The following is a 13758-nucleotide window of genomic DNA, read 5'->3' as shown; positions in this document are numbered from 1 at the left end:
AAGTGAATTTCAACGATGCCTCATGGCATCGAGGGAAACATAGCGGGTCGATGCCCGAATTGTCCAAAAATATCTGAGGGCTGGAATGGGTTGTGGCCGAGTCTGTTGTGGTCGATCCAGCCCTGCAACCCTTTGCAGGGCTGCAGGGCGATCCTATTCGTACTCAGGTGTGTCCAGCAACAGCACTCAGGCGGACTTGGTATTCACGACCTAGAGACCATGTGAACCGAGAAGCGCTCTGGCTCAACGAGCTTACTGCGGCGGGAAGGAATCACATTCTCGCGAGAATTTCGGCCTTCTTCTGCGCAAACTCCTCTTCCGTGAGGACACCCGCGTCACGAAGTTGACCTAGCTTGGCAAGCTGCTCCATCGCGTCCGGCTCGTTGGAGACCGCCGGCGCCGCTGGCTCTACCGGGGCCGAGGGAGCGGCATTCGATGAGATATGCCGAGTGTTGGCCACTGTCTGGGCGTTCATGCGTGCTTGATGTGCGACCTGGTTGATCACGTTCACCGCTTCGCGCGGGTTCGGCACATCACTCAAGATCACCTGTTCGACGCCGGACATCCGATGGATGTGCACGATCACGTCGCCCACGCCTCGCGTCTTTTGCGTTAGTGACTGACGCATATCGATATCGAACAGCTGATTAGTAGGTACCTGCTGTGAGTCCGTCGTCAGCGTGCCCCGTTCAAAGAACAGTGTGGTAGCAGTCAGCCGGTACCGCCCACCGCCGATACCGGTCAGTGGCTGACCCTTCGCTGACCAGAGAACGTCGGGTGATTCATCGAGAGCGGATGCTTCCGCCGACGCCCTTGCTGTGAAATCTTGCGCCGCCGAGCGGATGCGATTCGCAAATCCGTTCAGCCCCGCCTCCGGTTGATCGTCGACTACGATCTGCCAGCCTTCGGGTGCGGGCGGCCAGGATGGGTCCGGTGCCCAACCCTGGTGGGGCAGCCACCCCTCGGGTGCTGTGGGCTATCCAGGAGCAGGGTTGAACCTCTTTGCCATGTGTGCCTTCTGTTCGTGTAGTGCGGGATCTTCCCGGTATCAAACCAGACGACCCCGCGAGCCTGAGTTGGTCAGGCTGCAAGTGCAGGTTGGTTGATTGTCTCAAACTGGATCCAGTCGATCGTTCGAGGCGTCGCTGTCGAATCCCCAGACTGTAATGTGCCCACGTGAGGTGGACGGCTCGCTGCCACGAACTTCGCGACCTCGGCACAACATCTTGCGCCCAGTGTGTTCCACCACAAACACAAGCAGCACCGGTTGTCCGCGGAGACTCCACCTGCCATAGTCAATCCGCCGACATGCAGGAGCGACCGTTGCCGCCCGCAAAATCCTCCGTCCTGGGAGAACAGCCGCTAACAGAGTTAGGCTTCTCTTTATGCTGTCTTCCGTCGGAGCGAAGGTCCGGGTATTGGTCGCACTGCTGCTCGCCGCAGTGCTGGCACTGACCCTGGCATCGTGTTCGAGCGACGGAAGTTCACAGGGGGCGGCACCACCGGACCTGTGCGCTCCACCGGGGCCGGGCTCGGCAACTGCCGCACCCACAAATGTGGAAGCCGCCTCGGGGGCGGGCGCCGTAGACAGGTACACCACCGACGACGTCATCCCGCTCGATCAGATCGACACCTCGAGGTTGAATCTGATCACCCCCGGAGTCCTGACCGTCGGCACCCTGACGGACGCACCACCGAGCATCTGCATCAACTCGGACAACCAGTTCACCGGCTACGACAACGAACTCCTGAAGGCCATCGCCGCGAAGCTGGGCCTGCGGGTCGACTTCGTGGGCACCGACTTCGCCGCGCTGCTCGCACAGGTTGCCGCCGACCGCTTCGACGTCGGATCCTCGTCCATCACCACCACGGACGAGCGTCGCGCCACCGTCGGTTTCACCAACGGCTACGACTTCGGCTACTTCTCGTTGGTTGCCGCCACCGACGGGCCGATCCAGGGGTTTGACGACCTGAACGCGTCCACCCGCATCGGCGTCGTCCAGGGAACCGTCCAAGACGACTACGTGGAGAACACCCTCGGACTCAACCCGGTCAAGTTTCCGGATTACGCCACCGCGTACGCGAACCTCGTCTCCGGGCAGATAGACGCCTGGGTTGCGCCGTCGCAGCAGGCCGAAGGGCTCGTCGAACCCGGCGACCCGACCTCCATCGTCCAGAACACGTTCAGCATCAACAACTTCATGGGCTGGGCTGTCGCGAAGGAAAATCAGCCACTGATCGACGCCCTGAACTCCGGACTCGACGCGATAATCGCGGACGGCACATGGGCGCAGCTGTATTCGGACTGGGTCCCACGCCCACTACCCGAAGGCTGGAAACCCGGCAGCAAAGCCGCACCCATGCCCGACCTCCCCGACTTCGAAGCCCTCGCCGCCCTCAACCCCCAACCCACAACGGAAACACCAGCAGCACAACCCAAATCAACACTCCAACAACTACGAGACACCTTCTTCGACTGGGACCTGTACACCCGGGCATTCCCCGACCTCCTCAAAACCGGCCTCCCCAACACCCTCATCCTGGCCTTCGTCTCCGGCGTCGTCGGCACAATCCTCGGCATGCTGCTCGCCATGGCCGGCATCTCCCGCACCCGCTGGCTCCGCTGGCCCGCCCGCGTCTACACCGACATCTTCCGCGGCCTGCCCGCCGTGGTCATCATCCTCATCGTCGGACTCGGCATCGGACCCGTCGTACGCGGGCTGACCGGCAACAACCCCTACTGGCTCGGCGCGCTCGCACTCTCCCTGCTGGCCTCGGCCTACATCGGCGAAATCTTCCGAGCCGGCATCCAAAGCGTCGAACCCGGACAACTCGAAGCCTCACGAGCACTCGGCTTCAGCTACCGCAGATCCATGGCCCTGGTCGTCGTACCCCAAGGAGTCCGCAGGGTCCTACCCGCGCTGATGAACCAGTTCATCTCCCTGATCAAGGACTCGTCCCTGATCTACTTCCTCGGCCTGCTCGTCACCCAACGAGAACTCTTCGCCGTCGGCCGCGACCTCAACGCACAAACCGGCAGCCTCTCACCACTGGTCGCCGCCGGCCTGTTCTACCTCGCCCTGACCATCCCACTGACCCACCTCGTCAACTACATCGACCACCGCCTGCGCACCGGCCGCAAGGACAGGTCTAGAACTCTCGATCCGGTGGAGCAGTCCATCGTCGTGGAAGGAGGATAGGGCGATGGCCTACTCGCTCACTGGCACCAACCTGCATCTGGCATTCGGCAACAACCGGGTGCTGCGAGGCGTGGACCTCCACGTCGACGCCGGGCACACCGTCACGGTGATCGGCCCGTCCGGCTCCGGAAAGTCGACGCTTCTGCGCGTACTCAACCGGCTGCACGAACCCGACCAGGGTGACATCCTCCTCGACGGCAAGTCGGTGCTGAAGGACAATCCAGACAAGCTGCGCCAGCGCATCGGAATGGTGTTCCAGCACTTCAACTTGTTTCCGCACAGGACCGTCGCCGACAACATTGCCCTCGGTCCGCGCAAGCTCAAGGGGATGTCCAAGGACGAGGCGCGATCACTGGCGCTCGAGCAACTCGAACTCGTCGGGCTCGCGAACAAGGCCGATTCACGGCCTGGCAATCTGTCCGGCGGGCAACAGCAGCGAGTCGCCATCGCGCGGGCGCTGGCCATGAAGCCGCAGGTGATGTTCTTCGATGAGGCCACGTCCGCCCTCGACCCCGAACTGGTGAAGGGCGTGCTCTCGCTGATGGCCGACCTCGCCAAGGGCGGCATGACCATGGTTGTGGTCACCCACGAGATGGGTTTCGCCCGTGAGGTATCCGACACGGTGCTGTTCATGGATCACGGTTCGGTAGTGGAGACCGGCAAACCCGATCAGCTCTTCGAGAAGCCGGAAACCGAACGGCTGCAGCAGTTCCTATCACAGGTTCTGTAGCAGTTTCAGCGCACAGCGAGGCCGGCATGTCTTCCGTCGGAGCGAAGGTCCGGGTATTGGTCGCACTGCTGCTCGCCGCAGTGCTGGCACTGACCCTGGCATCGTGTTCGAGCGACGGGAGTACGCAGGGGGCGTCGCGCGATCTGTGTTCCCCTCCCGGACCCGGCTCGGCAACTGCCGCGCCCACAGACGTAGAGCTGGGCGCGGGGGCGACCGTCGACCGATACACCACCGACGACGTCATCCCGCTCGATCAGATCGACACCTCGAGGTTGAATCTGATCACCCCCGGCGTCCTGACCGTCGGCACCATGACAGACGCACCACCGAGCATCTGCATCAACTCGGACAACCAGTTCACCGGCTACGACAACGAACTCCTGAAGGCCATCGCCGCGAAGCTGGGCCTGCGGGTCGACTTCGTGGGCACCGAGTTCACGGGACTACTCGCCCAGGTCGCCGGCCGCCGCTTCGATGTGGGTTCGGCATCCATCGGAACCACGGACGAGCGCCGTGACATTGTCGGCTTCACCAACTCCTACGACTTCGGCTACAACTCGTTGGTCGCTCCCACCGACGGGCCGATCCAGGGGTTTGACGACCTGAACGCGTCCACCCGCATCGGCGTCGTCCAGGCAACACAGCAGGACGACTACGTTCGGAACACCCTCGGACTCGACCCGGTGGAGTTTCCGGATTACGCCACCCTCTACGCGAACCTTCTATCCGGGCAGATCGATGTCTGGGTGGCAGGGTCACCACAGGCCGAAGGAATCGTCGAACCCGGCGACCCGATGTCCATCGTCCAGAACTCGTTCATTCCCGACAATGTTGCGGCGTGGGCTGTCGCGAAGGAAAATCAGCCACTGATCGACGCCCTGAACTCCGGACTCGACGCGATAATCGCGGACGGCACATGGGCGCAGCTGTATTCGGACTGGGTCCCACGCCCACTACCCGAAGGCTGGAAACCCGGCAGCAAAGCCGCACCCATGCCCGACCTCCCCGACTTCGAAGCCCTCGCCGCCCTCAACCCCCAACCCACAACGGAAACACCAGCAGCACAACCCAAATCAACACTCCAACAACTACGAGACACCTTCTTCGACTGGGACCTGTACACCCGGGCATTCCCCGACCTCCTCAAAACCGGCCTCCCCAACACCCTCATCCTGGCCTTCGTCTCCGGCGTCGTCGGCACAATCCTCGGCATGCTGCTCGCCATGGCCGGCATCTCCCGCACCCGCTGGCTCCGCTGGCCCGCCCGCGTCTACACCGACATCTTCCGCGGCCTGCCCGCCGTGGTCATCATCCTCATCGTCGGACTCGGCATCGGACCCGTCGTACGCGGGCTGACCGGCAACAACCCCTACTGGCTCGGCGCGCTCGCACTCTCCCTGCTGGCCTCGGCCTACATCGGCGAAATCTTCCGAGCCGGCATCCAAAGCGTCGAACCCGGACAACTCGAAGCCTCACGAGCACTCGGCTTCAGCTACCGCAGATCCATGGCCCTGGTCGTCGTACCCCAAGGAGTCCGCAGGGTCCTACCCGCGCTGATGAACCAGTTCATCTCCCTGATCAAGGACTCGTCCCTGATCTACTTCCTCGGCCTGCTCGTCACCCAACGAGAACTCTTCGCCGTCGGCCGCGACCTCAACGCACAAACCGGCAGCCTCTCACCACTGGTCGCCGCCGGCCTGTTCTACCTCGCCCTGACCATCCCACTGACCCACCTCGTCAACTACATCGACCACCGCCTGCGCACCGGCCGCAAGGCACGCAGTGCCGAACCGGACAACCTGTCTGACCACGGTTGACACCTCGATGTAGCTGGCTAGCGTGGCAAGCATGGCGACGAGCAGTCCGTTGGTCTCCGAGGTTCGCGAATTCAATCGCTTCTACGCGCGAGCCCTCGGTTTGGTCCGTCCCGAGTCGATGGAGTCTTCCCCCGACCCCGGCGAACAGGAAGGCCTCGGCGAACTCGGCATCGACCGTCTCAGCGTGGCCGAAAGCCTTCTGGCCCCGCTGGGACCGGCTCAGCGGAAGGAACTCGTCGAGGCGATGGCGAAGATTCGCGATACGCTCGGCGAGCAGCCTCGATCTCCGAACGTCGTACTGCGCGCCCCGCAGCCCGGTGACCTCGGCTGGGTCATCGAACGGCACGCCGCCCACTACGCCAGCGAACAGCAGTGGGACGCAACATTGGAAGCAACCGTGGCCCGGATCGTCGCCGACTTTGCCGAGGGCGACGACAGTAGACAGGCCGCCTGGATCGCCGAGTCGGACGGCGAACGGGTCGGCTGCGTCTTCTGCGTCGCAGCCGACCAAGAGGCAACCGCCCAACTCCGCCTGCTACTGGTCGAGTCCTCGGCACGCGGTGCCGGTATTGGAACCAGGTTAGTGGAGGAGTGCCTGCGCTTCGCCAAACAGTCCGGCTACACCGCCATCATGCTGTGGACTATCGAAGTGCTGGTTGCCGCACGTCGGATCTATGCCCGTTCCGGCTTCAAGATCGACAAACGGCAGCGTAGCAACCATTTCGGACACGAACTGGTCGACGAGTTCTGGTCGCGCAGCCTTTGACTGTCGGGTAGTCGATTCACCGATCTCGCTGTCGTGAGCTCCGCCACCGCTAGTGTGGATCTACCATGACCGCAGTCCGGTTGGAGCGCACCGATGAGAATCGCACTGTTCGTTACGTGCCTGGCTGACGCCCTGTTCCCCGATTCCGCCACAACGACCGTCCGGCTTCTCGAACGACTCGGTCACGAGGTCGTGTTCCCGGGAAAACAGACGTGCTGCGGGCAGATGCACATCAACACCGGATATCACGCCGAGGCGCTGCCACTTGTCCGACATCACGTGGAGGCGTTCGAGAGCGGTGCGTCCTGGGACGTCGCGGTGGCGCCGTCCGGTTCGTGTGTCGGATCTGTCCGACACCAGCACGCGATGGTAGCGCGACGGTACGGAGACGAACGGCTGGCGACACGTGCCGACGAGATTGCCTCGCGCACATACGAACTGTCCGAACTTCTCATCGATGTCCTCGGCGTCACCGACGTCGGAGCCTACTATCCTCATCGGGTCACCTACCACCCGACGTGCCACTCGCTGCGAATGCTCCGAGTCGCAGACAAGCCACTGCGACTACTTCGAGCCGTGCGGGGAATGACCCTGATCGAGCTTCCCGAAGCCGAATCGTGTTGCGGTTTCGGCGGAACGTTCGCCTTGAAGAACTCCGAGACTTCGACGGCGATGCTCGCAGACAAGATGACCAACGTTCTGCGCACGGGCGCCGAGGTGTGCACCGCTGGGGACTCGTCGTGCCTCATGCATATCGGCGGCGGCCTGTCCCGACTGCGGAGTGGGGTGCGGACCGTGCACCTCGCGGAGATTCTGGCAGGTACCGAGAAGACGGCGACCAAGACATGACCACGTTCCTCGGCACACCCACCTTTCACCCGGGCACCGGAAACATCAGGGGCGCAGAGCGTTTTCCTGAGGCCGCGCGGAAGTCACTGACCGATACCCAGCTGCGTGCCAATCTCGGAAGGGCTACCAGCACGATCCGCAACAAGCGCACCGCTGCCATCGCTGAGGTCGACGATTGGGAGGAACTGCGCCGCGCGGGGAGCGCCCTCAAAGCGGATGTGATGGCGCGTCTTCCGGACCTTCTCATGCAGTTCGAGGAAAACGTGGTCGCCCGTGGTGGCACCGTCCACTGGGCGCGCGACTCCGCGGAAGCGAACCGGATCATCACCGACCTCGTCAGGTCCACCGGTTCCGACGAGGTGGTAAAGGTCAAGTCGATGGCGACGCAGGAGACCGGCCTCGACGAACACCTCGAGGAGAGCGGAATCGCGGCGATCGAGACCGACCTGGCCGAGCTGATCGTGCAGCTCGCGGGGGATACACCGAGTCACATCCTGGTTCCGGCCATTCACCGCAACCGGGCGGAGATCCGGGAGATCTTCCTCGAATCGATGCCGGGAATCGATGCCGACATCAGCGACGACCCACGCGCACTGACCATGGCGGCGCGCGCATATCTGAGACGAAAGTTTTTGTCCGCCAGGGTGGCAATCAGTGGGGCAAACTTCGGTGTAGCCGAGACCGGAACGCTGGCGGTGGTGGAATCGGAAGGCAATGGGCGCATGTGTTTGACGCTTCCCGACACGCTGATCACGCTCATGGGCATCGAGAAATTGGTTCCCACCTTCACCGACCTGGAGGTATTCATGCAACTGCTGCCCCGATCTTCCACGGCCGAGCGCATGAACCCGTACACCTCCATGTGGACCGGCGTACATCCCGGCGACGGGCCGCAGAACTTCCACGTCGTTCTCCTCGACAACGGCCGCACCAACGTCCTCGCCGACGAGGTCGGCCGCAGCGCGTTGCATTGCATACGGTGCAGCGCATGCCTGAATGTGTGCCCCGTCTACGAACGGGCGGGCGGCCACGCGTACGGGTCGGTGTATCCGGGACCGATCGGGGCCATCCTCAGCCCACAACTGACCGGCACCACCGGCCACGACGACCCGAATGCCTCCCTGCCCTTCGCCTCGACACTGTGCGGCGCCTGCTTCGATGCCTGCCCCGTCCGCATCGACATTCCCGGCATTCTCGTTCATCTACGTGCAAAGCAGATCGACTCCGAACGACATGGACTGCGGGGTGGACAGGACCTCGCCATGAAGGCAGCGGGATGGGTCATGGAATCGGAGCGACGGTTCGCCGCAGCCGAAACCGCTTCGAAGGTCGGCAGAGTGCTCGGTGGCAGGAAGGGTCGTATCATTTCATTGCCGTACCCAGGGTCCGCCTGGACCTCCAGTCGAGATTTTCCCTCACCCCCGAAGGAAACCTTTCGGAAGTGGTGGGAACGCACCCACGGTGGCGAACGGTGAACGCACGCAGTGAAATCCTGTCCCGTATTCGTTCCGCGATCGCGGATGCGCCCACCCCCGAAACGATTCCCCGTGACTATCACCGGCAGTCGGCGTCCGAGCCTGGAAACGTCGAGTTCTTCGCTCGCGCAGTAGACGACTACCGCGCCCGGGTCCACCGCGCCGACCAGAACACGATCACCGGGATCGTCACGGGACTGATCGACGAGGACGCCCGCGTGGTCCTGCCGCCGGGGATGCCCGACACATGGCGACCTCGGCGCGACGTCGTCGTCGACGGGGAGCCCGGTGTGCTGTCCACACCGGAACTCGACGCCTTCGACGCCGTCGTCACCGGGTGCACGCTGGGGATCGCCACCACCGGGACGATCGTTCTCGACGGAGGCCAGGGACAGGGCCGGCGGGCCCTGACGCTGGTACCTGACCATCACATCTGCATCGTGCGCACCGACCAGATCGTCGACACCGTGCCGCAGGCCTTCCAAGCCCTCGATCCGACCAGGCCGCTGACTTTCGTCAGTGGCCCCAGCGCCACGAGCGACATCGAACTCGAGCGGGTCGAGGGCGTCCACGGTCCACGCAACCTGGATGTCATCATCCTGGGCGCGTAGCCGAGTCAGTTCAGGGTGTAGAGCGACGTGGTTGTGGCGGCGTAGGCCGTCTCATAGTCCTTTGCGGCAAGGGCCCCAACCTGCCCGACCTGAGCAAGTCTCTGCCAGTCTGCGCCTTCGCGGCTGCGCCAGGCGTATCCGTCAGTATCGATGCCCCACAACGCATCCCCAGCTCCTGCAAGCATCACCAAGGCTGGGGCGTCGTCCACGCTAGAGAACGTGTTGGCGCCATCCGTGCTGTGCTCGACACCTTGCGCGGTGATCGCCCAGATTCCGGAGGTGGTGACGGCCAGAGATGCGACGGGAAGGGCCGCACCCGGTGTCCAACTGGTGCCGCCATCCGCGGAGACGAGCAACCCACTGGTCCCGTCGAAGCCGACCAGAATGCTGTCGTCTGCTGCCAGAGTGTGGAAGTCGACCTGCCCTTCCAGCGACCTTTCTACCCAGGACTTTCCGCCATCGGTACTGCTGCGCAGCCCCAGGGGGTTGGCGGCGGTGCTGGACGGGCCGGGGTGACCGGAGGAGAAGAGCGTATCGGTGAAGGGTATCCCGGCCAGTCCCATGAAGTCGTCGTCGGACGTGCCGACGCGCTCAGGGGTACCGGAGGACTCGAGGGCGAACAGGCCGGTGTGGGTACCGGCCAGGACGGTCCCGTCGGCGTCGATGTGCAGTCCGTGCATGTGGCTCAGTTCGGTGGTGAAATCAACCGTCTGGACGCTGCTGTCCACTTCGACGCTGTTTGATTCTGCGGCCTCGTCTTGCGACGAGCATCCGGCAAGTACGAGCGCAGCGGCTGTAAGGGGCAGAAGGGTGCGAGAAGAGCGGCGGGAAAACACTGTGAAGGCCTCGTTTCTGTCGATGGATTGTGAATAGGCGCTGGGCTATTTGATGTAGGACAGAGTGGTCATCATTCCGGCCTCGCCGTGATAGAGGTTGTGGCAGTGCACCATCCACTGACCAGGGTTGGTCGCGTCGAAGTCCACCTCTACGGTCTGGTTCGGCAGCACCAACGTGGTGTCCTTGCGGGCCCCGACCCCCTTACCGTCGACGACCTGGAAGGTGTGCCCGTGCAGGTGCATGGGATGGAACATCATGGTCCTGTTCACGAAGCGCAGCCGCACCCGTTGCCCCTCGAGAACGTCGAGGGGCGTGTGCTCGTCGTAGGCGGCCCTGTTGATCGTCCACCGATACCCGGACATGTCCATACCCAGCGTCAGATCGTGGACCCGGTCGGGCTCGCGGCGATCGAGCCGAACGTCCTCTCTCGAACGCAGATCCAGGCCCGTGATCGGTGGTACATCGAGCTCGGCAGGCCGGACGTTCGGCTCGGGCGTCTGCCCTGCCCCGGTGCGGATCAGGGCCAGTCCCTGCCCCTGCTTGCCCTCGGCGGCCGCGACGATAGGGAAGACCCCGTCACCGAGGGTGACGATCACGTCGAAGCGCTCGCCCATCCCGATCAGCAGCGACGATCCGGTGACCGGCTCGACCGGATAGCCGTCGCTGTGGGTGACGGTCAGCTGGTGCCCGCCGACCGAGAAACGGAAGGCGGTGTCGGCGCCGGCGTTGATGATGCGCAACCGCACTCGTTGACCCGGGCGAGCCTGCACTCCGAACGGGTCCGCCGGGAGGGTGCCGTTGATCAGGTAATAGGGGTACTGAACGTCACCGGCGTCGGGACCGAGTGGGCTGTGCGGATCGGCCGCCGCCCCCATTCCCATACCACCCATCGCGCCGTGGCCCATTCCCATCCCGCCGTGGCCCATTCCCATCCCGCCCATCGGCATGCCGTCGCGGCGCAGGTCGCCAAGTTGCTGGTCCGGGGTGCGGCCGCCCACCCCGTCGAGCCAGTCGTCCAGGACCAGGACAGCCTCGAGGTCATAATCGGCGCCGTCGGCAGGGTCTTCGACGATGAGCGGCGCATAGAGGCCGCGGTCGAACTGCATCCCGACATGTGAGTGCAGCCAGTGAGTGCCGGCATCCGGCGCGAGGAACTCATAGGTGAACGTGTCGTTCGGAGCCACTCCGGGCTGGGTGAGGCCCGGCACCCCGTCCATGTCGTTGCGCATGGCGATGCCGTGCCAGTGGATGGTTGATTCGTCCGGGAGCTCGTTCACAAGGTCGGTGCGGAGCAGATCGCCGCGGCTGAGCCGGATTTCGGTTCCCGGAAGCCGGTCGTCGTAGGCCCATGTGTCGACCAGGACACCCCCGAGATCGATCGTGGTCGGGCGCGCCCGCAGCGACGCCGTCACAGTTCTCCCGGTCCCCAGATTGACGCGGCGGACCTGCTCGGCCGCGTTCACGACAGCCGAGTCGGGCCGCACGGTGGACACAGCCGGGTTGGCCGACCGGTTACTGAATCCAGCCACTGTCGCAGCTGCGCCCAGACCGGCCAGCACCAGAAAGTTCCGGCGGGTCAGATGGGCACGGGCGGGCTGGAATTGTTTGCTCATGGTAGGTAGTGCTCCTATCGAGGTGCCGATCAGGATCGCCGGGACCTGGCCGTCTACGCGGAAGCCCGGTAGACGGGGATGGGTCTCCTGACCTGCGATTCGCTGGCGGCCGACCACCTCGACAGGCGGTCGGAACTGATCAGCGTGGTGAATTCGTTGCCGGCGGCGCAGCCGTCCGGCCAGGTTCTAGGGACGAGAAAGCGGGAACGCGGATTGCGAACCCATCAGCACCTGTTGATACAGAGCTCGTTCAAGAGGGCCCGGCCCTGTCGGACCGGAACAGGCGAAGCAGGCGGGGGCCGCGGGCTCGACGTTGCCGATGCCAGGATCAGAAAGACCATGACGACGACGGCAGCGAGGGTCAGTGCGCGCAAAGGATTGTCCAGGCGCGGCATGGCCACGTCACCGTGCGCTTCGTAGGGCAGGTGCGTCGATCCACCGCCCATGTTCACTGGGCCGGGAGACGACGCTTCTTCGCTTTGAAGCAACGCCGTGGAAGAGGAGACGTAGATGTCTTTGCCGTGGTGATCGTGCGCCAGATAGATCCCGCACTGGGCGATCGTGTAGGCGAGAAAATACAGGACAGCCACGGCAGCAATAGCCGTCTGCATACGCAGGGGGGGTATAGCAGGGGCCGTCACAATTTCCCGACTATAGCAGCCACGACCTGGACATCCATTCCAGCCGAGTTGACCGTCTGCGGCGTCCGCGCACCCGTGGGACCCCTGGTGCTCTCGAGGTCATGGGGGAAAGTATTGGTAATAGTCACCAAAGTGAAAACTGACAACTAAAGTTACGGTGTGTCGGTTTGACTCATCCGCGTCGACTCGCCTACTCGACCGACCGTCAATCGCCAGATCTCGTGCGTCGGAAGGGACTGCGATGCGAAGAACACCGGGCAAATTCGGAGCACCAAGAAGACTGGCTGCCACAGTGGTGGGCGCCTCGGCCACGGTTGCCGTTCTAGTCACTGGGCCTCAGCCCGCATCCGGCGCACCGCCGACCACACCCGGCACCCACACCCAACCGTCGACTTCTCTCGCGACCACGGTGGCGGACATGTTATCCCTCACCACGGACGCCGCCGAGCCGACCGTGGAGGTGGTAGATCCGAGCGTATGGCAGACCGTCGCGAACATCACAATCGCTACCGTGGAGAGCGCCGAGGCCAACGGGTCACTCGGCGACGCCCTTGCTGTACTCGGGTCGCTGGCAGGTTGCCTGCTCGAATGGGCACTGTTCACCGATACAGCAACGACCAGCGCACTGAGCTCCTGTGGCAACGAGATCACCGGCATCGACACCAGCATCGGCCCCCGATTGATGGCCGCCCTTGCACGCGGAGTGGCGGTTGCCACGTCCCCGGACGAGGCAGACACCCACGACGAGACCGACGACGGGACGGGTACGCCGACACAAACCCCGGGGACGTGGAATGGGACCCGCGAGTTTGTGGCACCGTCCGCGGGGACGGTCACCTCCGGGTTCGGAGGTGCGCGCAACCACGGCGGTATCGACATCGCGAACAGTTTGGGGGCGCCGATCGTCGCGGTTGCCGATGGCGAAGTCATCAACGCCGGCCCCGCCCAGGGATATGGGATGTGGGTGCGCATCCGCCACGACGACGGCACGATAACCACATACGGACACAACAACACCAACCTCGTCACGGTCGGGCAACGGGTCAAGACCGGTCAGAAGATCGCGACCATCGGCAACCGAGGAAACTCGACCGGCCCACACCTGCACTTCGAGGTCGAAACACCAGCCGGCTACAAGACCGATCCGTTGAAATGGTTGGCCGATCGCGGCGTGTCGATCGTCGGGATCGACTGACCGTCAACTGTTTCTGTGATCGAT

Annotated in this window: 12 protein-coding genes; 8 read left to right on the top strand and 4 right to left on the bottom strand. The window is 63.8% G+C overall.

The features are described 5' to 3' along the window. Nucleotides 1–271 precede the first annotated feature (271 nt). On the bottom strand, nucleotides 272–715 hold the full coding sequence (locus BFN03_RS18685; protein WP_269748467.1) for an SHOCT domain-containing protein: 444 nt from the start codon (nucleotides 713–715) through the stop codon (nucleotides 272–274). A 670-nt stretch (nucleotides 716–1385) separates the two neighbouring features. Here BFN03_RS18685 and BFN03_RS18680 point away from each other — a divergent pair. The 7 genes from BFN03_RS18680 to BFN03_RS18650 all read left to right on the top strand — a co-directional run bounded on the left by BFN03_RS18680 (nucleotide 1386) and on the right by BFN03_RS18650 (nucleotide 9448). Continuing rightward, on the top strand, nucleotides 1386–3200 hold the full coding sequence (locus tag BFN03_RS18680; protein ID WP_070380264.1) for an ABC transporter substrate-binding protein/permease: 1815 nt from the start codon (nucleotides 1386–1388) through the stop codon (nucleotides 3198–3200). 4 nt (nucleotides 3201–3204) lie between these two features. Continuing rightward, a complete protein-coding gene (locus BFN03_RS18675) occupies nucleotides 3205–3930 on the top strand; it encodes an amino acid ABC transporter ATP-binding protein (protein WP_070380263.1) in 726 nt (241 codons plus the stop codon). A 26-nt stretch (nucleotides 3931–3956) separates the two neighbouring features. Then, the gene (locus BFN03_RS18670; RefSeq protein WP_070380262.1) at nucleotides 3957–5747 is read left to right on the top strand and encodes an ABC transporter substrate-binding protein/permease; all 1791 of its coding nucleotides are present in this window, start codon (nucleotides 3957–3959) and stop codon (nucleotides 5745–5747) included. A gap of 31 nt (nucleotides 5748–5778) precedes the next feature. Then, nucleotides 5779–6513, top strand: coding sequence for a GNAT family N-acetyltransferase (locus tag BFN03_RS18665; RefSeq protein ID WP_070380261.1), 735 nt, complete (start codon nucleotides 5779–5781; stop codon nucleotides 6511–6513). A 93-nt stretch (nucleotides 6514–6606) separates the two neighbouring features. Further along, nucleotides 6607–7362: a (Fe-S)-binding protein gene (locus tag BFN03_RS18660; RefSeq protein ID WP_070380260.1), complete on the top strand. Its 756-nt coding sequence runs from the start codon at nucleotides 6607–6609 to the stop codon at nucleotides 7360–7362. Then, nucleotides 7359–8837, top strand: a complete 1479-nt coding sequence (locus BFN03_RS18655; protein ID WP_070380259.1) for a lactate utilization protein B — start codon at nucleotides 7359–7361, stop codon at nucleotides 8835–8837. The genes BFN03_RS18660 and BFN03_RS18655 overlap by 4 nt, the downstream gene beginning before the upstream one ends. Next, nucleotides 8834–9448, top strand: coding sequence for a LutC/YkgG family protein (locus BFN03_RS18650; RefSeq protein WP_070380258.1), 615 nt, complete (start codon nucleotides 8834–8836; stop codon nucleotides 9446–9448). The genes BFN03_RS18655 and BFN03_RS18650 overlap by 4 nt, the downstream gene beginning before the upstream one ends. A gap of 5 nt (nucleotides 9449–9453) precedes the next feature. Here BFN03_RS18650 and BFN03_RS18645 read toward each other — a convergent pair whose 3' ends face one another. The 3 genes from BFN03_RS18645 to BFN03_RS18635 form a co-directional block, all read right to left on the bottom strand. Then, nucleotides 9454–10284: a F510_1955 family glycosylhydrolase gene (locus BFN03_RS18645; protein WP_070380257.1), complete on the bottom strand. Its 831-nt coding sequence runs from the start codon at nucleotides 10282–10284 to the stop codon at nucleotides 9454–9456. A 45-nt stretch (nucleotides 10285–10329) separates the two neighbouring features. Continuing rightward, a complete protein-coding gene (locus BFN03_RS18640; RefSeq protein ID WP_070381078.1) occupies nucleotides 10330–11898 on the bottom strand; it encodes a multicopper oxidase family protein in 1569 nt (522 codons plus the stop codon). A gap of 224 nt (nucleotides 11899–12122) precedes the next feature. Then, nucleotides 12123–12509 (bottom strand): hypothetical protein, encoded by a 387-nt coding sequence (locus BFN03_RS18635; RefSeq protein WP_070380256.1) that lies wholly within the window; start codon nucleotides 12507–12509, stop codon nucleotides 12123–12125. Between the two features lie 448 nt (nucleotides 12510–12957). Between BFN03_RS18635 and BFN03_RS18630 the strand changes: the two genes are divergently transcribed. Further along, nucleotides 12958–13734: a M23 family metallopeptidase gene (locus tag BFN03_RS18630; RefSeq protein WP_442971855.1), complete on the top strand. Its 777-nt coding sequence runs from the start codon at nucleotides 12958–12960 to the stop codon at nucleotides 13732–13734. Nucleotides 13735–13758: the final 24 nt, after the last annotated feature.

Origin of the sequence: Rhodococcus sp. WMMA185, from assembly GCF_001767395.1 — a bacterium.
Classification (GTDB): domain Bacteria; phylum Actinomycetota; class Actinomycetes; order Mycobacteriales; family Mycobacteriaceae; genus Rhodococcus_F.
This window is presented reverse-complemented; position numbering and strand designations above follow the sequence as displayed.